This window comes from Paenibacillus cookii (genome assembly GCF_018333375.1).
GTDB lineage: Bacteria > Bacillota > Bacilli > Paenibacillales > Paenibacillaceae > Paenibacillus_AQ > Paenibacillus_AQ cookii.
Window position 1 is genome coordinate 87,618 of record NZ_BORW01000007.1, and the last position, 21,437, is coordinate 109,054.

Here is a 21,437-nt window from a genome sequence, read left to right on the forward strand (position 1 = left end):
AATCAGCTTTGCGCCGAGCCGGCCGGTTCCAGCTCCATCGTGTAATAGACCGGCTGCTCGCTGTCATCCTGCTGGTACAGCACCATCAGAAGCTGCCGCAGCGGCGTTCCTTCCGGCGTTTCGCCCGTACCTCCCGCCAGCACGTCTTCCAGCCTGAAAGGAAGCACCTCCAGAACGGCATGCTTTTGCAGCTCCCTTTCGCCGATTCCAAGCCCCGCGAAGCTGCCGGATACGTTTTCGGGATGGTCCAGCACCCGCCGCATCAGCGTGCTCCACTCCTGTTTATCGATCGGCTCGCTCCACCAAATTTTGCGCGGCTTGTATTTGTGGTTCAGGAAATAATCCAGCTTCATCAGGCCCAGCGCCACGTCCATCCGCCGGATGCCCCGGTGCGCGAGAAAAGCGGACAGGCGCGTGAACAGATCCTCCAGCTGGTGGCCGATTTTTTGCCATCCCTGCCCTTCCCAATAATCGCCGAATTCCTGAAAGAAATCGAACGGCGAGTCGAATTCATGCTTCATTAAATAGTTCAGCGTATGATCCATCCGGTGCGCGTTCCAATATTTCTCGAGCACGTCCTCGAGCCTTTTCAGCCGCACGATGTCTTCGAACGGAAGCTTATGGCTGCCGAGAATTTCGTAAGGCGCCTGATCCATGTAAGTATATTCGTATTTTTCGGCGTCGCGCCGGAGGCCGGTCCCGCGCAGCATTTTCAGGAAGCCGAGCTGCAGCTCTTCCGGCCTGAGCGCAAACACGTCGTTGAACGTTTTTCGGAACGTGTCGTAATCTTCCTCCGGCAGGCCTGCGATCAAATCGAGATGCTGCGCGATCCGGCCGCTGTTTTTGATGATATTGACGGTCCGGGACAGCTTCTCGAAGTTTTGCCGGCGTTTGACCAGCACGTTGGTCGGGTCGTTGGTGGACTGCACCCCGATCTCGAAGCGGAAAATGCCGGGCGGCGCGTTGTCCGCCAAAAATTGCAGCACCTCGGGACGCATGATGTCGGCCGTAATTTCGAACTGGAAAATGCAGCCGCGGTTATTTTCGATCAGGAACTTGAACATTTCCATCGCATAGCTGTGGTTGATGTTGAAGGTCCGGTCCAAAAACTTGATCACTTTGGCGCCCTTGTCGATCAAATACGTAATATCCGCTTTGACCCGCTCAATGTCGTAATAACGCACCCCGTTTTCGATGCTTGACAGGCAAAACTGGCATTGGAACGGGCAGCCCCGGCTTGTTTCGAAATAAACGATCCGTTTGCCGAGGTTCGGAATGTCCTCCTGAAAACGGTGCGGGGACGGCAGCGAATTCAAATCGCTTTTCGGGCGGGGCGGATTGATGATCACCTCTTCCCCTTTCCGGTAGGCGATGCCGTACACAAAATGGTATTTCCGGTCGCCTTCGATCACCTGCAGCAGATGATGGAACGTCTCCTCGCCTTCGCCCATGACGATAAAATCGACGCCTTTCGCGCGCTCCATCCAAAACCCCGTGTCATAAGACACTTCAGGACCGCCGAGGACGATTTTGACTGCGGGCATGACCTTTTTGACGATGTCGATCACCCGGAGCGTCTCTTCGATGTTCCAGATGTAACAGGAAAAACCGATCACGTCGGGGCGCCGCTGGAACAAGTCGGAGACGATGTTCATCACCGGATCCTTGATCGTATATTCCGCCAGCTCAATGTCAAAAGCATGCTCGCTGTAGGCCTTCAGGAGGCGGATCGCCAGCGAGGTGTGGATGAACTTGGCGTTTAAGGTCGATAAAATGACTTTCATGGGTTCACATTCCTTCTATTATTCATAATCGCCGTCGTAACGGTCGTCGCCCATCTCCCGGAAAAAATCCAGGAACGGCTTGCCGTATTTGCGGTATTTCACTTCGCCCACGCCTTTTACTTTCAGCATGGCTTGTTCGGTCTGCGGGCATACCACGCTCATCTCGCGAAGCGTCGCATCGTTGAAGATGATATAGGAAGGCACGCGCTCCCGCTCCGCAAGCTCGCGCCGGATCAGGCGCAGCTGTTCGAACACCGTCTCGTTGACGGCCGACGGCGAATAGTCTCTCCGCGAACTGCCGGAGCGCCCGCCCGTACCGTCTCCGGAAGCCGCCTTGGCCGGCAGGCGCTGCATCACCTTCCGCTGCCCTTTCAGCACCTCCGCAGCCAGCGGCTGAAGCTTCAAGACCGGATATTGTCCCTCCGAGAGGGATAAGTACCCTTCCGAGGCCATGACGTTGATGATCTCCGAAATTTCCTTTTCCGTCCGGTCCGACATCGCGCCATAGGTCGACAGCTCATCGAACCGGTATTGAAGCACCTTCTTGTTGCGGGAGCCCTTCAAAACGGCCGCCACCATGGATACGCCAAACCGTTCACGCATGCGGTGGATGCAGGAAAATATTTTTTGCGCATCGATCGTCATGTCGACCAGCTCGCGTTCGTCCGTACAGGAGCTGCAGATCCCGCAAGGCTTGTCCTCATGCTTTTCCCCGAAATAATCGAGCATGGCGCTGCGCAGGCAGCGTGTCGTATAGCAGTAATCTACCATCTGCTGCAGTTTGCGGTAATCGTTGGCTTTACGCTCCGGGTCCTGCGGATTTTGCTCGATCAGAAACTTTTGCGTGATGATGTCCTGGGCGCCGAACAGCAAAATGCACTGGCTCGGTTCGCCGTCGCGGCCCGCGCGGCCCGCTTCCTGGATGTAAGCCTCCATGTTTTTGGGCATGTTGTAATGGATGACGTACCGTACGTTCGATTTGTCGATCCCCATCCCGAATGCGTTGGTCGCCACCATGACCCGGATATCATCGTACAGGAAAGCCTCCTGGCTTGCCGCCCTCTCCTCGTCGCTCATGCCGGCATGGTATCTCCCCGCGGCCAGCCCGTTGCTGCGCAAACGTTCGTACAAATCGTCCACGTCTTTACGGGTGGCGGCATAGATGATTCCCGGCTGATGCGAATGAACCTCGGCATATTTCATGACAAAATCGCGCTTGTTTTCCCCGCGCAGCACCGACATCGCCAAATTATCGCGGCTCAGCCCCGTGACGAACACTTCGGGCTTTTCCAAACGGAGCAGCCGAACCATATCGTCCGTGACCTCCGGCGTGGCCGTGGCCGTAAAGGCGGCGACGATCGGCCGGTCGCGAAGGCTCTCGACGAACGGCGCCACCGCCAGGTAGCTCGTCCGGAAATCATGCCCCCACTGGGACACGCAATGCGCCTCGTCCACCGCGACGCAGGAGATGGAAAGCTGGTTCATCTCGTCGCGGAACCATTCGACCTCCAGCCGCTCCGGCGCCACGTACAGCAGTTTCAAATCGCCGCGTTTGGCGGCGCGGATCCGCTCGTTGACTTCCTTGCCGCTCAGCGTGCTGTTGATGTACGCAGCCGGAATGCCCATCGCCGTTAACGCATCCACCTGGTCCTTCATCAGCGAAATCAGCGGCGAAACGACCAGCGTCAGACCCGGCAGCATCAGCGCCGGAATCTGGTAACAGATCGATTTGCCCCCGCCCGTCGGCATGATGCCCAGCGTATCGTTTCCTTCCAGCAGACTGAGGACGATCTTTTTCTGGCCCTCCCGGAAATCCGGGTACCCGTAATAGGTTTGCAGCAGCTGCTGCGCCCTCTCCATCGTCATCGTTTCCACACTCATATATTTAAAAACTCCTAACGAAATCTAGTTCAAAACCGTTACTATTAAGTTTACCGGGCTTTCCGGGAATGAGCAACCATCCGAAGGAGGCACGGCCCCAACAAAAAAAGTAAGATAGCCCGGTATCAGGGCCTCGATTTCAGCCCGTTCTCGTATTTTTTCGGAGCCCGGTGCAATAAACATCCTTTGCATTTAAAAAACCGGCACGAATGCCGGCTGTGTTTACATTGCATGAATAGCTTATTCCCCTGCCCTGGGTTCTCCCGATACGTCCCAGCGGTTCTGGTATTCTTCAAGCAGCGGGTGTACCCGCTCCGGGCGCTCCGACAAAATGAGCCGCAGCCGGACGATCCAGTCTTTAAAAGAAGCGTAGGACGCAAACAGGTTTGCCATGTCCGGCGTCAGGTACAAAAAATGCGGAGCCGGGTATTTCTCCGTCAAATGGCGCAAAGCCGTGTCCATCGGGGTATATTTTTTCCGCTTGGCTTCAAATCCCTCGATCACGGCGGAGGAACGATGTTCTTCCTTCCAGCTCTCCAGCTGCCGCTCGCGTTTGTAATAAGCACTGACGGCAGCCTTCAGCATGCGTTTGGCCGTTTCTTCATGCAGCGGATACAGCACCAACCGCGAAAACGCACGTTCTTCCGCCGTTTTCTCCGCTTTAAGCAGTCCTTGGACGGTGATGTCCTCAAAGGCATCGTAAAAAATCAGCGTCCCCTTGTTTTGCTCTGCGGGAGGTTCATAGCCGTAAGGGACCGTCACGGGCGTACGTCTCATACTTCCGCATCCCCCAGATGCTCGCGGCAAAACGCCTCGATCATCCGAACCTCGTCCTCTTCCAGATCGAAGTCGAGATAACGGTCCGTCGATTTTTCGTACAAATCGTATTTGACGAGATTTCCGCCCTCTTCCAGCTCGTTATAGATGGCCCGGACGTACAGCCCGTTTTCGGAGTAAAGCTCGTCGTCCTCCGGAACCTCGAGATCCAGCTTGTATTCGTAACGTTTGCCCTCCAAAATGCGGAACGGGTCATTAATATGCTCCACCTCATATTCGGTAATCGTCAGCATGATGTCATCCTTTCTCAGCTTAAATTCAGCTCGTTGCCGCCGCTTGTTGCGTTCCTTCTTATTCTAACAGACATGCTCATGGAACATACACCTTTTCCCGCAGCCGCGTTTTCGTACCGCTTAGGGAAGTCAGGACCCCCTTGACGGTGAAGGCGCTGCTTTCCCTTCTAATCGATCACCGGGATGCGTTCCGGATGTTCCAGCAGTTCAAACATCAGGCGGATCTGCGCTTCCGTATTGCGGCTGCGCGATAGCTCGGGAAGCTCCTCCCTGCCAAAAAACCTTACGCCGCTCGTCTCCACGCCTTCCTGCGCCCGGCCCCCCGTAATCTCGCATTGAATAAACATTTTATAGACATGATAGGGAGCGGGCGGATTATGCTTCTGGTTGTCCATCACGGCGAGCAGGCGCAGCGCCTTCACCTCGTAACCCGATTCTTCACGCACCTCTTTGACCGCAATTTCGGTCGGGGACAGCAGCAGGTCGGCCCATCCGCCCGGCAGCGACCACTCCCCGTCTTCCTTTTCGCGAACCAGCAAAATTTCGCCATTTCGAATGACGACGCCCCGGATATCCACCTTCGGGGTGGCATAGCCGTGTTCGCCCGCAAACAATTCGGCCAGCTTGCCGGTTTCCACTTCCGTATATTCCGCCATGATCTCCAGGCTGAGCGCCCGCAGCTGCTCGTACCGTTCCCTGTCGTATACGTCCTTGGCGTAGGCGAGTCCCGTCTGGGCAATGCCCTGAATTTGCTTGGCCCAATCAAGCCATTTGAGTGGTTTCTCCATACTGCGCACACGCTCCTTCGCATTAAAAAATTTATTTTTCATTGAGAAAGATTATCACTACCCGAATGAAGTGTGATACAATGATGTAAGAATCGCAATCAACACCAATGGTAAGGAGTCGACGAGCATGGTAAACCCATCGGCCCAATGCGCCGAGCTGCGTATTGACGATTATTTGGATTTGCTGAATCTTGCCAGACAGCTGGACGACGCCAGATGGCAAAAAGAGATCATCCGCAAGCTGGAGCGTCTTCAACACAAACATTTTGCCCTAAATTCATAGAATAGCAGCATCGCTATAACTTAATTCCAATTCTAACGGATATTATTTTTTTTGTTGAAAATAACATTCGCTTTCCGATCGGCGGCTCCTTCAACGGCCGTCTTTTTTGCTGCCAAAAAACGAAAAAACGCCGCTGGTGACGAACGATCGCGAACCCTCGGTTGATTTTGGTTAAGAGAATACTATAAAATGATGGAAAGCGGAAGAAAATTTTGTAAATCGAAACAGGAGTGACCGATGGAAAATCAAGAGCCGACGCGGCTTACCCGCCCCAGGAAAAGGAAAAAAAAGCGAAAAGGAAAAACGTGGCTGCTCGTTACGCTGATCTGCCTGCTGCTCGCGGCAGGAGCCGGATATATCTTCCGGAAACAAGTCGCGCTGCTCGCTTTTGATACGCTGATGAAAGATACCGTTGCCGAGACGCTTGACCAATCCTATGAAAAAATCGACGAAGAGGTAAAACCGGAAAAGGTTCAAAACCCGTTTTCGATTTTGCTCCTTGGCACCGATGAACGAAAAAACGAACCGGGACGTTCCGATACGATCATCTTTTCCGTCGTGCGTCCGAAGGACGGCAAAGTCCTGCTCATCTCCATCCCGCGGGACACCTACACCGAAATCGCCGAGGAAAACAAAAAAAGCAAAATCAACGCAGCGTATGCCCGCGGCGGGATCAAACGCAGCGTCGACACGGTGGAAAACCTGCTGGGAAGCAACGTCGATTTTTACGCCACCATTAATTTTCAAGGCCTGAAAGACGTCGTCGACAAGCTTGGGGGCGTGCGTCTCCCGATCACCAAAGTGATCGAAAACAAACAGAAATACCACGAAAAGCTCCGGATCGAGCCGAACAAACCGATTTACGACGGCAAGGACGCGCTCAGCTACGCCCGCTACCGCGAAGACTCCGACTTTAACCGGACGATGAGGCACCGCGTGCTGATCGACGCGATTCTGGCAAGAGCGCTTGAAATCAAAAATATTACGAAACTGCCGGATTTGATGAAAGTCGCGGGAAGCAATTTCAAAACGAACATGACCTCCACCTTTATGATCGATCTGGCCAAAACCTTCTATGAAGGGGGCAGCATGCCGGCCATCAGCAATTACATGCTCAAAGGCAAGGGAGCCATGCGCGACTCCCTTTGGTATTACGATCCGGACGAAAAAGACATCGAATATATTCGCAAGCTGATCGCCAATTGGCATGATCCGAATACGCCCGCAGATCAACTGATCGAGCCTGCTTCGGATGATGACAAAGCCAAAGCGAGCGGGAACTCATAACATCATACGTCAGCAAAAGCCCGCCTGTCCTTCCGGTCTCCGGAAGAACGGCGGGCTTTTGGTTTTGGATATAGGCGCAAAAAAGCCGCCCCGGTCGTAACCTTCGGGCGGCTTTAAGTTCCTAGTAATCGTGATGAATATCATTAACCTTCGAGCAGCAGGGATTCCGGATCCTCCAACAGTTCTTTCACCGTTACCAGGAAGCGGACAGCGTCGCTGCCGTCTACGATGCGATGGTCGTAGGAAAGCGCGATATACATCATCGGGCGGTTTTCCGAACGTTCCGCGTCGATCGCAACCGGACGGAGTTGGATTTTGTGCATGCCGAGGATGCCTACCTGCGGCGCGTTCAGGATTGGCGTGGACATCAGCGAGCCGAATGTGCCGCCGTTCGTAATCGTGAACGTTCCGCCTTGAAGCTCGGACAATGCCAGCGTGTTGCTGCGCGCTTTGGAAGCGAGCGAGGCGATTTCCTTCTCGATATCGGCGAAGCTGAGACGGTCCGCATCACGGACGACCGGTACGACGAGACCTTCCTTCGCCGCGACGGCGATGCCGATATCGTAGTATTTCTTCACGATGATGTCTTCGCCGTCGATTTCGGCATTGAGAAGCGGGAACTGCTTCAGCGCGCCGACGACCGCCTTCGTGAAGAAGGACATAAATCCGAGTCCGATGTCGTGTTTATCCTTAAACGCATCTTTGCGGCGTTTGCGGATGTCCATAATCGCGGTCATATCGACTTCGTTGAAGGTGGTCAGCATAGCGGCCGTGTGCTGTGCTTCCACCAGACGTTTGGCGATCGTTGCCCGGCGGCGGGACATGCGCTGACGTTCGGCAGGTTTTCCGGGCTGGCCGGTTACGGCCGGCGCTGCCGTTTGCGCTGCAGGCGCTGCGGCTGCCGGACGAGGAGCCGGAGCTTCCGCGTGGTTTCTCACGTTCTCCTGGTAGATGCGCCCTTTCGGATCGCGGTTCACCTGTTCCAGATCGATGCCTTGCTCGCGGGCCAGTTTGCGCGCCGCCGGAGAAGCCGCAAGGTACGTTTCCCCTTCCTTCGCAGGCTCGGCCGGTACGCTTGGCGCCGCCGGAGCCGCCGGAGCGGCTTTTTCTTCCGCTTTCGGCTCTTCCTTGGCCGGCGCGGCGGAAGCTTCGCCGCCTGCCGCCAATCTTCCGATCACTTCGCCGATTTGGACGGTTTCGCCGTCTTTTCTCAAAATCTTTTCGACGACGCCGGACTCCTCCGCGCTGATTTCCAGGTTGACCTTGTCGGTTTCCAGCTCAAGGAGCACATCCCCCTGGTTAACGGCGTCCCCTTCCTGAACATGCCACTTGTAAATTGTTCCCTCGGTAATCGATTCACCCATTGCCGGTACTGTAATTTCGCTCACGGCCTGCTACCTCCCCAATGCGATGTTATGCTTGATAGATTTTTGGTTCAAAGCTGTAGATACGATCTGCTGCTGCTCAAAGCTGTGTACCTGCTGGAAGCCGCTGGCCGTGCTCGAACGTTCAGGACGGCCGTTGTAGTTCACAGGCGTGCCTTGAGGCGCCAGCTTGCGGAGATGAGGTTCGATGTAACGCCATGCTCCCATGTTTTCCGGTTCTTCCTGTACCCACAAAATTTCTTTGGCATTCGTATATCTTGCGAAAATATCGCGGATTTCTTGTTCAGGGAACGGATACAGCTGCTCCACGCGCACGATATGCAGCCAATCATGCGGTCCCTCTTCCTTGCTGAGCGCTTCCTCGAGTTCGACGGCGATTTTGCCGCTGCAAAGAATGAGGCGCTCGACGCGTTCCGGATGTTGGCCCAGTCCTTCCTGCTCAAGCACGCGTTTGAAATGCCCTTCGCTCAGCTCCTTGCCGCTGGATGCGACGCGGTTGTTGCGGATGAGGCTCTTCGGCGACATCACGATCAGCGGACGCGCGTCTTCGCTTTCGGTCAAGGCCGCCTGACGGCGGAGCAGGTGGAAATATTGAGCCGCGCTCGTCAGATTGACGACGGTAAAATTCTCTTCTCCGCCAAGCTGAAGGAAACGTTCCAGGCGGGCGCTGGAGTGCTCAGGCCCCTGTCCTTCGTAGCCGTGAGGCAGAAGCATTACCAGGCTCGATTTTTGCCCCCACTTCGAACGTCCGGCCGAAATGAACTGGTCCGTAATGACCTGCGCGCAGTTGGCGAAATCGCCGAATTGCGCTTCCCAGATCACCAGCGTTTCCGGGGAATATACGTTATAGCCGTATTCGAATCCGAGCACGGAGGCTTCGGACAGCGGGCTGTTATGAATCGCAAAGGATGCTTTCGCCTGCGGCAGCTCATGCAGCGGGCAGTAGGTCGATCCGTTTTTCACGTCGTGAAGCACGAGATTCCGGTGCGCAAACGTTGCGCGTTCGGCGTCCTGTCCCGTAATGCGGATCGGTTTGCCGTCGGCGATGATGCTGGCGAACGCCAGCGTTTCGGCCAAGCTCCAGTCCACCTTTTCCCCGTCGTTCAGCGCCGTTTCGCGGCGTTCCAAAATGCGCTGCAGCTTCGGATAAACGTTGAAGCCTTCAGGCCGCTTCAGCAGGTCGGCGTTGATCTCGCGCAGCTTTTTCAGCGGCACCCCGGTTTTGATCGCTTTGATGCGATCCTCCGCAGGCGTCTGCTGATGCGAAGTCGCCGGCTCCTGCTCCTGGTCCTTGATTTTGTCGTACGCTTCCTTCATGCGGTTCTGCACGCCCTGGATCAAGCGGCTGTTTTGCTCCTTGCTGACCAGGCCCTGTTTCTCGAGCAAGCCCGCATAGATGGAGGCGACGCGCGGATGGCTTTTCACTTTATCGTAAATGAGCGGCTGCGTCGTATCCGGATCGTCCGTTTCGTTGTGGCCGTAACGGCGGTAGCCCACCAGGTCGATCAGGAAATCCTTCTTGAATTTGTTGCGGTATTCGCATGCCAGGCGGATCGCTGCGATGCATGCTTCCGGATCATCCGCGTTGACGTGGACGATCGGAATTTCGTACCCTTTGGCCAGGTCGCTGGCATAATGGGTCGAGCGCGAATCACGGCTTTCGGTCGTAAATCCGATGTTGTTGTTCGCAATGATATGGATGGTGCCGCCGTTCTGGAAGCCCGGAAGCTTGTTGAAGTTGAGCGTTTCCGCCACGATGCCTTCGCCAGGGAAAGCCGAATCCCCGTGAATGAGCACCGTTGCCGCCTTGTTGACGTCCTGCTGCGGGTAACCCGGCTTCGAACGGTCTTCTTGAGCCGCGCGCGCGAAACCTTCGACGACCGGATTGACGAACTCCAGGTGGCTCGGGTTGTTCGCAAGCGTGATGCGGGTTTGCACGACGCTGCCGTCCTTCAGGACGCGTTTGGCTCCCAGGTGGTACTTGACGTCGCCGGTCCATCCGAAGTTAATGCCCATCGAACCTTCGGAAGGGAACAGCTTTTTGTTCGGCGAGTGATGGAATTCGGAAAATATCTTTTCGTAAGGCTTGCCGAGCACGTGCGCCAACACGTTCAAGCGGCCGCGGTGGGCCATCCCCATCAGGATATGCTCCGCTCCGTCGTCGGCCATGCTCTTCACCAGCTCGTCGAGCATCGGAACCAGCACGTCGTTCCCTTCGATCGAGAAACGTTTCTGCCCGACGAAAGTGCGGTGCAAAAATTCTTCGAATTGCTCGACTTCGATCAGTCGTTCCAGCAGGTTCACTTTCTCCGTTTCGCTCAGCGGCGCCGGGAAGATGCCGCTTTCGACGTGGCGGTTCAGCCATATGCGTTCTTCGGTTTCATGCACGTGGCTGAATTCGAACGCAATCGTTCCTGTATATGTTTGACGCAGTTTCTGGATCGCTTCCCAGCCCGTTTTGACGTTCTCCGGCGCCCCGTCCCAGATCAGGGATGCGGGAAAAGCCGCGAGATCGGCCTGGCTGAGACCGTATTGTTCAGGTTCAAGCACGCGCGTATCCGGCTTCGGAATGATGCCGAGCGGATCGATGTCGGCCGCCAAGTGGCCGTATGCCCGGATGTTCCATACCAGCTTGCCGGCATCCACGCCCTTTTTCAGCATGCTCGGGTCAAACGGCGCGCCGGCAGATACTGTGCTTACAGGCGCCGTCTGTGCCGATGCCATCGGAGGCGCGCCCCATGTTTCAAACACTTTGCGGTACGTTTCGTCTACCGATTCGGGATCGTTGACGTAACGTTCGTACTGCTCCTGAACATAACCCAGATTGGGACCGTAGTAAGATTCCCAGGCACCCTGCGTTTGTGTGTCGCTCTTATTGGTTATCATCGCTAAAGTAATACCTCCGCCTTGATTTTTTAATAGTCATATAGAATGAGAATCGTTCGAATCATTCAATCTATACGTTGGACGGAAATCTGAAAAAATGATTCTTGTAAGCCGTTTCAGCAAAATGTAAGCGGCTCAATTTCTATTATAAACAAATCCTCTCCATACCTGAAATAACCATTTAATATAGTTATGATCTAAAAAACAGATCAATCGGGACAAAAACGCCCGTTTGCCCGTCAAACGATATGGCAACATTGACAGCACCCATGCAAAACCGGCATCGATGCATGACGCCCATGGAAAAATGGGCGCCGTTGACGGGCCCGGGTACGGGACGATCGGTTCTCTACGCCTCGTCAAAAAGCGAAAGCTGATCCGGCGGCAGCGCGGGCACGTCCAAGCCGAATAAACGCATCAGCTGCATCGCGTTGTCCGCCGCGTCTCCGCCGGAGTTGTTGTTGAACACGATCCAGCACGTCTGCGTCGATTCGAGCAGCGCCATAATATTCGCTTTCCATTCCGAAAGTTCCCGCTCGTCATAGCGGTACAAGTATCGAACCTCTCTCCAGTTCGGCTGGCCGCCGGATTGCCATCCTTCGGCGTTCCTCCCGTGCAGGCGGACGAGCGTGAAGTCCTCCCGCGTCGGCGCAAGGACCGTCGGGATGGAGCCCTCCCCCGCCTGAGGTTCGTCGCATACTGAATGAATCCATCCTTCCTCGCGCATAAAGGCGAGCGTCTTCTCCCGCATCTCCCCGGCAAACCAGCTCTGATGGCGGAACTCCAGCGCAAGCGGCAGCCCGTCCATCCACTGCCGGGTTCTGCGCAGCACTTCCACGTTTTTGCGGTCGCAATCGAACCAGGGCGGATACTGGAACAGCACGGCCCTCAGCTTGCCCTCGGCTTGAAGCGCTTCCGCGGATTCCCGGAACGCCTCAAACATCGATCTGGCGTCCGGGAACGGGATTTTGCCGCGGGTATGTCCCGTCATCCCCTGATAGGCTTTGACGATAAATCCAAAGGAATCCGGCGTCTGTTCGCTCCATTTTTGCATTCTTTCCGGCGTTGGAATCGCGTAAAAAGAGCTGTCGAGCTCCACGATCGGAAAACGGCGGCCGTATTCCTTGAGCTTGTCTCCCGTTTTCGTCCCGGGCGGGTAAATGCCGTCATGGTCTCCCCAGCCCGCAAGGCCGATTTGGACCTGTTTGTCGCTTATGTCTGCATGTTTCAATGGCAATCGACTCCATCATGACTTAGTATGACCAACTATTTCCTTCCAATAACGTTATACCCAAAAAACGGGCTTTCCGCTTTTGTCTACGAAATAACTCCTTGCTCCCACACGGATTTCAAGATTTCATCGGCCGTCTGTTCGGCCGTCATCGACGAAGAATCAAGCCACATGCCGATCCGCGGGGTTTCGCCGAGCAGCACTTCATGCAGCCCCTCCACCGTCCAGTCCCCGTAGCCTTTTTTGGCCCGTCCGGCTTCCCTTTGCGCCACGACGGAAGGATCGGGGTTTAACACGACGACGTAAAAAGGGCGGCTATGTACATAAGAGACAAAATCCTGAAGCATCCTGCCGATCACCACGTCCTGCACGACCACGTTGAATCCCGCGGCAAAATAGGCGTCGGCGGCCTGCGCGGTCAGCCGGTAGCGCAGCGAAAGCTGCTCAAGCTCCGTTTGGCCGGCATCCGGCCGCACCTCCCTGCGATCGTTTACGATCATTTTTCGGAACACGTCCCCGCGCAGGTGCACCGATCTGTCCAATCGTTCGGCCAACAGCTGGGCGACGGTCGATTTTCCGCTGGCCATGATCCCCGTGATCAAAATGATGGCCTTCCGGCTGGTTTCCATCGCTTCGGCTCCTCTCTTGAAAAAACGTAATTAGTCTTCCTACTGCTAGTATACAAAAGGCCCGCCGGGTTTAGGAGCGTTTATTCGAAAGCTAACGAAAAATAACCCCGCAATTCGGGGCTTTATTAAGGTAGTTTTCTTCCGATATCAGGTTGCAGCGGCTCTGTCGTCCATGCTTTCCGATATGAACAAAAAGAGCCCGCTGCCATTGCAGCGGACCCTCGCAACTTCGTTGCTATTAAGCTTTGACCTCGTTTTCGCGTTCGGCGCCGTCCGGCACCGGAATGCCGAAATTCGGCGTCCCGTCCTCGTTCCAGGTAAATACCTGGGCTCTCGTATGCCGGTTCGGATCGTACAGCGGATCTCCCGTAATTTCTTTGTAATTGCGGGCATGGTAGACGATGACGTCCTCCCCGTCCTCGGAGACGGTGAAGCTGTTGTGCCCCGGCCCGTATTGCCCGGTCGCTTCCGACGTTTGGAACACGGGCTCCGGAGACTTCACCCAGGAGGCCGGATCCAGCAGATCCGCCGATTCGTCGGCGTACAGAAGCCCCATGCAGTAGTTATGGTCGGTGGCGCTGGCGGAGTAGCTGATGTAGATGCGTCCGTTGCGTTTCAGCACGGCGGCTCCCTCGTTCACCTTAAAGCCGATCACTTCCCACGGATACTCCGGCGTCGAGATCATGACCTGCTTGCCCTTCAGCGTCCATGGGTTGCTCATTTCCGAAATGTACAGATTCGAATTGCCTTCGATTTCCGGATCCTTTTGGGCCCAGACGTAATAGCGCACCCCGCGGTGTTCGAACGTGGTGGCATCCAGCGCGAAGGATTCCCACTGGGTACGGACTTGCCCTTTTTCGACCCACTCGCCTTCAAGCGGGTTCTCCGACCCGTTCTCCAAAACGTACATCCGGTGGTCGAACAGCCCCTCCTTCGTTTCGGTGGTCCGGGCGGCGGCAAAATAGATGTACCATTTTCCGTCGATATAATGAATCTCCGGCGCCCAGATGTTCGCGCTGAGCGGGCCGGTTTCGTATTTGCGCCAAGCCACGACCGGCTCAGCTTCCGCCAGCCCCTGCAGCGTTTTGGATCTGCGGACTTCGATGCGGTCGTACTCCGGAACGGAGGCCGTAAAATAGTAGTAATCGTCGCTATGCTTATACACCCAAGGATCGGCACGCTGCAAAACGATCGGGTTGTTGTATGTTCGGTTTCTCTCCATATCAGGTTCTCCTTTATAACGTATTACCGATTTTCCGGACCGGGGACCGGTCCTTTTTCTGCGCTTGCTTTGCCCCCTCTAGCTCCATTTCGGAGCAAAAGGGTACGGACAAGAGGAATCCAGCAGCCGGGCTTTTACGGCAACGAGGCACCCGCAATATTGGCATGTCGTGCCATATTGAAGCCCCGGGCAGCGTTCGCACTGGGCGATCCGCTGCCGGTACACCTCCTCGGAAGCCGTTTCTCTGCCGCGCGTCGCAATCTCGACGAGCCGCTCCAGCTTTTCCGGCGAAACCTGGACGCTCGCGCTGCATCCCTTGCAGCCTTCCTGACGCTCCATGACGGCTCAGCCTCCTTTTTCCCCGCCTGTCGGCATTGAGGGTTATGGCGCTAACAATAATTATTGAATAGCCAGCGTGACCACCGACATCGCCGGAAGCTTCACGTTCAGCTTGCCGCCTTCCACGGCCGCGCCGTTGAATGCTGCCGGCGCAACGACGTTCGGCTGCTCGAACGTGTTGTGCGCGTTCAAGCGGTCCGCCGTCAGGATCGTACCCGATACCTGCGGAGTTCCAGATTGAAGCCCGCGGAGCTCCAGGCTGACGACGGCTTCGTTTTGATGGTCGATGTTGACCAGGCTGACATGGACTTTGCCCTCGGCATCCTTGGAAGCCGACACGGTCACCTGCGGCAAGGTTTCCCCGCCCATTTCATACGTGCCGATCGAACCGTCCACGGCCAGCAGCTCGGCGTCCTGATGCACCTTGAACATATCGAACACATGATACGTCGGGGTCAGGATCATTTTTTCGCCTTCGGTCAAAATCATCGCCTGAAGCACGTTTACCGTCTGGGCAATATTCGTCATATGCACGCGGTCGGCGTGTTTGTGGAAAATGTTGAAATGCACGCCCGCCACCAACGCGTCGCGGATCGTGTTTTGCTGATACAGGAATCCCGGATTCGTTCCAGGCTCAACGTCGAACCAGGTGCCCCATTCGTCGATGATCATGCCCACGCGTTTCTCCGGATCGTATTTGTCCATGATCGTGCTGTGCTTCGTAATGAGTTCGTCGATGTGAAGGGCCTTTTTCATCGTGATGAACCATTCGCCTTCTTCGAAATCAAGCGCCGATCCTTTGCCGAGCCAGAAGTCGCCCGGAATCGTGTAATAATGTAAGCTCAAGCCGTCCATGAGCCAGCCCGCGTTTTTCATGAGCACTTCGGTCCAGTTGTAATCGTCCACGTTGGCGCCGCCGGCGATTTTGTAAATTTTGTTGTCGCCGTAATTGCGGACGTACGTCTGGTAACGGCGGTACAGATCGGCGTAATATTCCGGACGCATGTTGCCGCCGCAGCCCCAGTTTTCGTTGCCGACGCCGAAATATTTCAGCTTCCAAGGCTCTTCTCTTCCGTTTTCCTTGCGCCAGTTGGCCATCGGGGATTCGCCGCCCGACGTCATGTATTCGACCCACTCGGACATCTCCTGAACGGTCCCGCTGCCGACGTTGCCGCAAATGTACGGTTCGCATTCCAGCAGGTCGCACAACAGCATGAATTCATGCGTGCCGAAATGGTTGTTTTCGACCACGCCGCCCCAGTGCGTGTTTACCATGCGCTTGCGGTTTTCTCTCGGGCCGACGCCGTCCTTCCAGTGGTATTCGTCGGCAAAGCAGCCCCCCGGCCAGCGCAGAACCGGCACCTTGATGCGTTTCAGCGCTTCCAGCACGTCATTGCGGATCCCTTTCGTGTTCGGAATCGGGGAATCCTCTCCGACCCAAATGCCTTCGTAGATGCATCGGCCGAGATGCTCGGCAAAATGGCCGTAAATATGTCTGCTGATTTTTCCTTTTGCAATGTCCGTGCTCACGATAACGTTATGCATATTCTGAATCCTCCAATGAGATGTTGTATTTTTATCCTTTGATGCCCGAGTTCAAATTGATCGATTGAATGAAGTACTTTTGGGCAAACGCAAACAGCAACAGCGTCGGAATGATGGCCAGCATCGCCGAACCCATCAATTGCCCGATCATGCGGTAGTTGCCGTAAATATCCTGAAGCAGCAGCAAACCGGCCGTAATCGGCATTTTGTCGACATCCGTATACACGATGACCGGCCACAGGAAGTCGTTCCACGATCCGACGAAGGAAAACAGGCCGCAAACGATCAGCACCGGCTTGATGAGCGGCAGGATGATGGAGAAATAAATCCTGAAATCGCCTGCGCCGTCGACGCGCGCGGATTCGTCCAGTTCGCCCGGGATCCCCTTCAGGAACTGCCTGACAAGGAAGATGTTCCCCATTCCAGCCAGGCCGGGAATAATCATCGCAAGCGACGTGTTTACCCAGCCGAAGGCATCGATGATTTTATAAGAAGGGATGATGTTGACGACGCCGGGGAAAAACGAGATGCCCAGCAGCGTGAAAAACAGCGTGTCCCTGCCTTTAAATTTCATGCGGGCATACCCGTAACCCGTCAGGGAAATGATGACGACGACAAGTAGCGTATGCGACACCGCGATAAACACGGAGTTGAACAGCCAGCGCACGATCGGCGCCGTGGACGTGTTGTCCAAAATGGCTACGTAGTTTTCGAACGTCCATTCTTTCGGGAAAAGACGGAAACCCGAAGATACCACTTCGGTTTGCGAACGGAAAGATGTCGATATCCCGAACAATACCGGGACCACCCAAATGACACAAAGAACGATTAAGAATAGGTACGCGATATACTTGGAGATGCTCACTTTTTTCGACATTTTGATTAACCCTACCTCTCGTTTCCTAAATCCAGCATCTGCTTAAACGACCTACTTCGTGTTCCGGTTCATGACGTAATATTGCAGCGCTGAGATGACCAAAATGACCACGCCGAGCAAAACGGCCATGGCGGAGGCCATTCCGGCAATCGATTCCCCGTTGCCGAAAGCAAGCTGGCGGATATACATCATGAGCACGTGCGTGCTTTGCTGAGGTCCGCCTTTGGTCATCATGAGCGGTTGTCCGAACACGTTGAAGGCGCCCGCCGTCGTCATGACAAAGGTGTAGATTAACGGGAAATTGATGGAAGGCAAGGTAATGCTGAAAAATCTCCGTATCGATCCGGCTCCATCCATCTCTGCCGCTTCGTACAATTCTTTGGAAACACCGGCGATGGAAGCCCGGTAAATGATCATGTTGCCGCCGACGCCGCCCCATACCGTAATGACGAAAATGATGATCCAGGCGTAAGGCTGGTTTGCCGCCCAGGAAACCGTCGAATTCAGCACGTTGCCGGTAATCCCCAGCTGTTTATTGAAAATCAGCAGCCAAATCAAGGCGGCCGCGGATATCGAAATCAGACCCGGAATATAGATGATCGATTGAATGACGCCCTTCAGCTTCACCTGCTTATGCTCCAAAGCGACCGCAACCATCAGCGGAATGACGATCAGGAGCGGGACGCTGATGACGACAAAAATCAACGTGTTTTTCAAACCGTTGAAAAATTGGGTGTGAAACGTCGAACTCGTGTCGAACAAAATCGTTTTATAGTTTTCAAGGCCGATCCAAACCGGATCGTTCATGAGATTCCACTGCGTAAACGAAGCATAAATCCCGTAAATCGTCGGGATCAGGATGAAAATCAGAAATAAAATCAGATGAGGGCCGACAAAGAAAAACGGTGCAAATGATTTCTTTTTCATAGCCTTGTAATTTCTCCTTTTGGAGAAACAATGCGCCAGGCAGACTTGTCCGGCACATTGTTTCTATCTTTCTATTTTGCTAAGGCTTACTTGGTGCTTTGTTTGCTGCTTTCCGCAATCTTATCCTCTACGAATTTCTGCATTTTCTGAAGCGTTTCATCCAGATCCACGTTGCCGCGAACGATATCGGCGCAATACGTGTCAACCGCTTCGGCTACGTATGGGTAATATTCGTAAGTGTAGATGTAGAGCGATTTCGTTTCCTGATCATTCGAAGTGAAGAAGGACTGCATGAATTGCTTGTATTCAGGGCTTTCATTGACTTGCTTACTTGCTACGATTTGTCCTGCTTTCGCCCATTCCAGGGAGTGTTCGCGAACGAACTCCAGGAAGGCGCCGATTCCTGCTTCTTTTTCATCCGTACGCTTGTCGTTTTTGAACATCGCGAACAAGTGGGAGGATGCGCGGTTCGTAAACTTGTCGGCCGTCGGCGAGTAGACGTTCGTCACGCCGAAGTTCAAGCCTTCGACTTTGGCATGGGCCGTAGAGCTCCAGGTTCCGTCCGTCGAGAAGAGCACTTTGCCGGATTGGAACATCAGGTAGCCGTCTTCGCCGAACGGCGTCATCAGGCCGGCGTCGGCAATCTTTTTCACGTTTTCGAACGCTTGCTTCATCACCGGCGTATTGACGGCAGGTTTGCCGTTTTCTTGGATATCTCCGCCCAGGTCTTGAACCTGCGCCAAAATGACCCAACCGAGCAGCGCGTCGTTGACGACGTATTCGTCCGGAGCCAGCTTCCCTTTCAGGGAAAGCATTTCGTCGATCGTGACGACGTTGTCGTCGAGGATGGACTCGGCATTGTATTTTTTAAGCAAATCCTTGTTGTAGTACATCACGTTGCTGTGAATATCGAGCGGTACCGTATACTGCGTGCCCCCCACGTTCCCTGTCGACCACGCTTGCGGCAAATAGTTGTCCTGCTTGATTTCCGGCTGCCCTTTAATGGCGCTTTCGATCGGCTCAAGCACGCCCTGCTTCGCGAATCCCGGCACGCGGTCGGCATGGATGATGGCCAAATCCGGAACGCCTTTGCCCGAGTTCAGCACGGTCGAAATTTTCGTGTACATATCGGATGTGATGACGTGCTTCACTTTGATTTCAGGATTTGTCGCATTATATTGCTTCACGATTTCATCCATATAAGCCCCGTCGTCGCCCGTCAGCGGCGTCCAGAACGTAATCGTCTTGCTGTCGTTGCCCCCGCCGCATGCCGACAGCAGCATGCTTGCCGCGAATACCATCAACAATGTAGCCACAAAGCCTTTTTTCTTCAAAACTTCCGCCCCCTAAAGATGGATTCTCTCGTTTCCTTCGAGATTTTTTTCTTTTTTTGTTTAGCTTGCTTTCACTGCATTTCGAAAACTTGTAAAGCATTGCGTTTTTTATAAGACCCGCCTTCAACTTGTACGTACATGTTGATGTGCATCGAACCCATGAATTTCATGTTCCTGGTCCCTTGCCGGCGCCCGGTTCGTCCCACCCCCCAAGGCAAAATCCTGAAGATCCGCCGTTCCTTTCGGCCCGATCGTTTCTTTGGCCGACGGACAAAAAGGAAACGGCAGATCCACACCTGCAATCTATGAAAATATGAGGTAATCTCCAAACTTCATATAAACGCCTCAGCCCTAGGCCGCCCGGATCCATCCAAAATATCTCTTTGAATTATGCCTTTTTCAAACGGATCACGTTCCAGGAAGCCTTGCCAAGACGGGCGTTCACGAATCCGTCCTTGCATTCCGCGTTGCCGCGTGAATGAGGTTTGACGTTTTCGGCGTCGGCCGTATTGACGGCTTTCACGTCGTCATGCTCCAGAACGATATGTTCCGCGACCCGGTACCCCTCGAAACCTCTGACGTCGATTTCAACGTCGAGCGCTTCCTGCAGATGGCGGTTCAGCGCAAAAACGGTCAGCTCTTCGTCTTCTTCGTTGTGTACGACCGCGCTTTCCAGGTACGGCACGTCCGTGTAGTCCTGCGCGTCGTATTTCGGCGAATCGATGATCGGCAGCAGCGAGGTGCCGCGTCCATACACTGAAGCATGAAGGTACGGGTAAAAGATCGTCTGCTTCCAGGAACGGCCGCCGTTTTCGGTCATGATCGGCGCGATGACGTTGACCAGTTGGGCCAAGCAAGCCATTTTCACGCGGTCGGCATGTCGCAGGAAGGAGATCAGGAAACCTCCGACCAAAAGCGCGTCTTCGAAGTTATAGATATCTTCCAGCTGCGGAGGTCCGACCGACCAAGGCTCGATTTTCGTATCCGCCTGGTTGGAATGATACCAAACGTTCCATTCGTCGAAGCTGAGATACATCGTCTTTTTGCTGCGCTTCTTCGCTTTTATGTAGTCGCATGTCGAAATGACGGTGTGGATGAAGTGCTCCAGATCCATCGTTCGGGCAAGGAAGTTGGCGGTGTCGTTATCCCGGTTGCCGTAATATTGGTGCAGCGATACGAAATCGACGACGTCATACGTATGGTCCAGCGTGACCGCTTCCCATTCGGGGAAGGTCGGCATTGCGGTGCTCGAACTTCCGCAGGACACGAGTTCGATGTCCGGGTCGACGAGGCGCATCGCTTTGGCCGTTTCATAGGCCAGCCGCCCGTATTCGACCGGCGTCTTCTGCCCGATCTGCCAAGGGCCGTCCATTTCGTTGCCGAGGCACCACGTTTTTACCTTGTGCGGCTGTTCGAAGCCGTGGCTGCGGCGCAGATCGCTGTAATAGCTGCCGGAAGGATGGTTGCAATACTCCAACAGGTTGCGGGCCGCGTCCACGCCCCGGGTTCCCAGGTTGACGGCCATCATCACTTCCGAGCCGACTTCCTTCGCCCAGCGCATGAATTCGTTGGTCCCCACTTCATTCGGTTCGACCGTTCTCCATGCGAGTTCCAAACGCTTCGGCCGGGACTCGACCGGCCCTACGCCGTCCTCCCAATTGTATCCCGATACGAAGTTGCCTCCGGGGTACCGGATGATCGGAACGCCCAGCTCCCGAACGAGCTCTTTGACGTCGCCGCGGAAGCCGAAGGCGTCGGCCGTCTCATGCGAAGGCTCATAGATTCCGCCGTATACCGCGCGTCCCAAATGTTCGATGAACGAGCCGTATATCCGTTTATCCACTTCCGCGATTTTAAAAGCTTTATCTATGACGATGCGGGCTTTTTGTGCTGTCGATGACATCTTTCGACCACCTTCCGTTTTAACGATATATGAATTAATTTAGAAAACTTGATTGAATCCGCTTAC

The 21,437-nt window shown here is 54.6% G+C and carries 18 protein-coding genes; 2 read left to right on the forward strand and 16 right to left on the reverse strand.

The features are described from left to right. Positions 1-2: 2 nt before the first annotated feature. From KI367_RS09270 to KI367_RS09290, 5 genes are all read right to left on the reverse strand, one after another. The gene (locus KI367_RS09270; protein WP_212949140.1) at positions 3-1,784 is read right to left on the reverse strand and encodes a B12-binding domain-containing radical SAM protein; all 1,782 of its coding nucleotides are present in this window, start codon (positions 1,782-1,784) and stop codon (positions 3-5) included. Between the two features lie 18 nt (positions 1,785-1,802). After that, positions 1,803-3,665, reverse strand: a complete 1,863-nt coding sequence (gene recQ, locus KI367_RS09275; RefSeq protein ID WP_212949142.1) for a DNA helicase RecQ — start codon at positions 3,663-3,665, stop codon at positions 1,803-1,805. A 240-nt stretch (positions 3,666-3,905) separates the two neighbouring features. Then, positions 3,906-4,442: a hypothetical protein gene (locus KI367_RS09280; protein ID WP_212949144.1), complete on the reverse strand. Its 537-nt coding sequence runs from the start codon at positions 4,440-4,442 to the stop codon at positions 3,906-3,908. Next, complete coding sequence (locus tag KI367_RS09285; RefSeq protein WP_036708431.1) at positions 4,439-4,735, reverse strand: DUF6509 family protein; 297 nt, start codon at positions 4,733-4,735, stop codon at positions 4,439-4,441. Before KI367_RS09285 ends, KI367_RS09280 begins: the two co-directional genes overlap by 4 nt. A gap of 167 nt (positions 4,736-4,902) precedes the next feature. Further along, positions 4,903-5,523: an NUDIX hydrolase gene (locus tag KI367_RS09290; RefSeq protein WP_212949146.1), complete on the reverse strand. Its 621-nt coding sequence runs from the start codon at positions 5,521-5,523 to the stop codon at positions 4,903-4,905. Positions 5,524-5,650: 127 nt separating this feature from the next. Between KI367_RS09290 and KI367_RS09295 the strand changes: the two genes are divergently transcribed. Together KI367_RS09295 and KI367_RS09300 are read left to right on the forward strand one after the other, a co-directional pair. Continuing rightward, on the forward strand, positions 5,651-5,806 hold the full coding sequence (locus KI367_RS09295; RefSeq protein ID WP_212949148.1) for a hypothetical protein: 156 nt from the start codon (positions 5,651-5,653) through the stop codon (positions 5,804-5,806). Between the two features lie 237 nt (positions 5,807-6,043). After that, the gene (locus KI367_RS09300) at positions 6,044-7,093 is read left to right on the forward strand and encodes an LCP family protein (protein WP_036708428.1); all 1,050 of its coding nucleotides are present in this window, start codon (positions 6,044-6,046) and stop codon (positions 7,091-7,093) included. 143 nt (positions 7,094-7,236) lie between these two features. Here the strand turns inward: KI367_RS09300 and odhB are convergent, their stop codons facing one another. The 11 genes from odhB to arfA all read right to left on the reverse strand — a co-directional run bounded on the left by odhB (position 7,237) and on the right by arfA (position 21,371). Further along, positions 7,237-8,481 (reverse strand): 2-oxoglutarate dehydrogenase complex dihydrolipoyllysine-residue succinyltransferase, encoded by a 1,245-nt coding sequence (gene odhB / locus KI367_RS09305; RefSeq protein WP_212949150.1) that lies wholly within the window; start codon positions 8,479-8,481, stop codon positions 7,237-7,239. Between the two features lie 6 nt (positions 8,482-8,487). Next, positions 8,488-11,364, reverse strand: a complete 2,877-nt coding sequence (locus tag KI367_RS09310) for a 2-oxoglutarate dehydrogenase E1 component (protein WP_212949152.1) — start codon at positions 11,362-11,364, stop codon at positions 8,488-8,490. Positions 11,365-11,713: 349 nt separating this feature from the next. Beyond that, a complete protein-coding gene (locus KI367_RS09315) occupies positions 11,714-12,601 on the reverse strand; it encodes a DUF72 domain-containing protein (protein ID WP_373316219.1) in 888 nt (295 codons plus the stop codon). A gap of 80 nt (positions 12,602-12,681) precedes the next feature. Continuing rightward, positions 12,682-13,224, reverse strand: a complete 543-nt coding sequence (locus KI367_RS09320; protein ID WP_036708424.1) for an AAA family ATPase — start codon at positions 13,222-13,224, stop codon at positions 12,682-12,684. 238 nt (positions 13,225-13,462) lie between these two features. Further along, a complete protein-coding gene (locus KI367_RS09325) occupies positions 13,463-14,446 on the reverse strand; it encodes a glycoside hydrolase family 43 protein (RefSeq protein ID WP_212949155.1) in 984 nt (327 codons plus the stop codon). Positions 14,447-14,524: 78 nt separating this feature from the next. Further along, on the reverse strand, positions 14,525-14,785 hold the full coding sequence (locus KI367_RS09330) for a DUF6171 family protein (RefSeq protein WP_212949157.1): 261 nt from the start codon (positions 14,783-14,785) through the stop codon (positions 14,525-14,527). A 60-nt stretch (positions 14,786-14,845) separates the two neighbouring features. Further along, complete coding sequence (locus KI367_RS09335; protein WP_212949159.1) at positions 14,846-16,330, reverse strand: alpha-N-arabinofuranosidase; 1,485 nt, start codon at positions 16,328-16,330, stop codon at positions 14,846-14,848. 31 nt (positions 16,331-16,361) lie between these two features. Next, the gene (locus tag KI367_RS09340; protein ID WP_212949161.1) at positions 16,362-17,207 is read right to left on the reverse strand and encodes a carbohydrate ABC transporter permease; all 846 of its coding nucleotides are present in this window, start codon (positions 17,205-17,207) and stop codon (positions 16,362-16,364) included. 51 nt (positions 17,208-17,258) lie between these two features. Then, positions 17,259-18,134 carry a carbohydrate ABC transporter permease gene (locus KI367_RS09345; protein WP_212949163.1) on the reverse strand — a complete coding sequence of 292 codons (876 nt, stop codon included), beginning with the start codon at positions 18,132-18,134 and terminating at the stop codon, positions 17,259-17,261. Positions 18,135-18,220: 86 nt separating this feature from the next. Beyond that, on the reverse strand, positions 18,221-19,435 hold the full coding sequence (locus KI367_RS09350; protein ID WP_212949327.1) for an extracellular solute-binding protein: 1,215 nt from the start codon (positions 19,433-19,435) through the stop codon (positions 18,221-18,223). A 421-nt stretch (positions 19,436-19,856) separates the two neighbouring features. Next, positions 19,857-21,371: an arabinosylfuranosidase ArfA gene (arfA, locus tag KI367_RS09355; protein WP_212949164.1), complete on the reverse strand. Its 1,515-nt coding sequence runs from the start codon at positions 21,369-21,371 to the stop codon at positions 19,857-19,859. Positions 21,372-21,437 lie beyond the last annotated feature (66 nt).

What these genes read in the sequence shown, in the direction of transcription:
- KI367_RS09295 (WP_212949148.1), top strand. Translation starts at nt 5,651, where the DNA reads ATGGTAAACCCATCGGCCCAATGCGCCGAGCTGCGTATTGACGATTAT.
- KI367_RS09280 (WP_212949144.1), bottom strand. Translation starts at nt 4,442, where the DNA reads ATGAGACGTACGCCCGTGACGGTCCCTTACGGCTATGAACCTCCCGCA.
- KI367_RS09300 (WP_036708428.1), top strand. Translation starts at nt 6,044, where the DNA reads ATGGAAAATCAAGAGCCGACGCGGCTTACCCGCCCCAGGAAAAGGAAA.
- KI367_RS09270 (WP_212949140.1), bottom strand. Translation starts at nt 1,784, where the DNA reads ATGAAAGTCATTTTATCGACCTTAAACGCCAAGTTCATCCACACCTCG.
- KI367_RS09325 (WP_212949155.1), bottom strand. Translation starts at nt 14,446, where the DNA reads ATGGAGAGAAACCGAACATACAACAACCCGATCGTTTTGCAGCGTGCC.
- KI367_RS09290 (WP_212949146.1), bottom strand. Translation starts at nt 5,523, where the DNA reads ATGGAGAAACCACTCAAATGGCTTGATTGGGCCAAGCAAATTCAGGGC.
- KI367_RS09345 (WP_212949163.1), bottom strand. Translation starts at nt 18,134, where the DNA reads ATGAAAAAGAAATCATTTGCACCGTTTTTCTTTGTCGGCCCTCATCTG.
- KI367_RS09330 (WP_212949157.1), bottom strand. Translation starts at nt 14,785, where the DNA reads ATGGAGCGTCAGGAAGGCTGCAAGGGATGCAGCGCGAGCGTCCAGGTT.
- KI367_RS09285 (WP_036708431.1), bottom strand. Translation starts at nt 4,735, where the DNA reads ATGCTGACGATTACCGAATATGAGGTGGAGCATATTAATGACCCGTTC.
- KI367_RS09320 (WP_036708424.1), bottom strand. Translation starts at nt 13,224, where the DNA reads ATGGAAACCAGCCGGAAGGCCATCATTTTGATCACGGGGATCATGGCC.
- KI367_RS09335 (WP_212949159.1), bottom strand. Translation starts at nt 16,330, where the DNA reads ATGCATAACGTTATCGTGAGCACGGACATTGCAAAAGGAAAAATCAGC.
- recQ (WP_212949142.1), bottom strand. Translation starts at nt 3,665, where the DNA reads ATGAGTGTGGAAACGATGACGATGGAGAGGGCGCAGCAGCTGCTGCAA.
- KI367_RS09350 (WP_212949327.1), bottom strand. Translation starts at nt 19,435, where the DNA reads ATGGTATTCGCGGCAAGCATGCTGCTGTCGGCATGCGGCGGGGGCAAC.
- arfA (WP_212949164.1), bottom strand. Translation starts at nt 21,371, where the DNA reads ATGTCATCGACAGCACAAAAAGCCCGCATCGTCATAGATAAAGCTTTT.
- KI367_RS09310 (WP_212949152.1), bottom strand. Translation starts at nt 11,364, where the DNA reads ATGATAACCAATAAGAGCGACACACAAACGCAGGGTGCCTGGGAATCT.
- KI367_RS09340 (WP_212949161.1), bottom strand. Translation starts at nt 17,207, where the DNA reads ATGTCGAAAAAAGTGAGCATCTCCAAGTATATCGCGTACCTATTCTTA.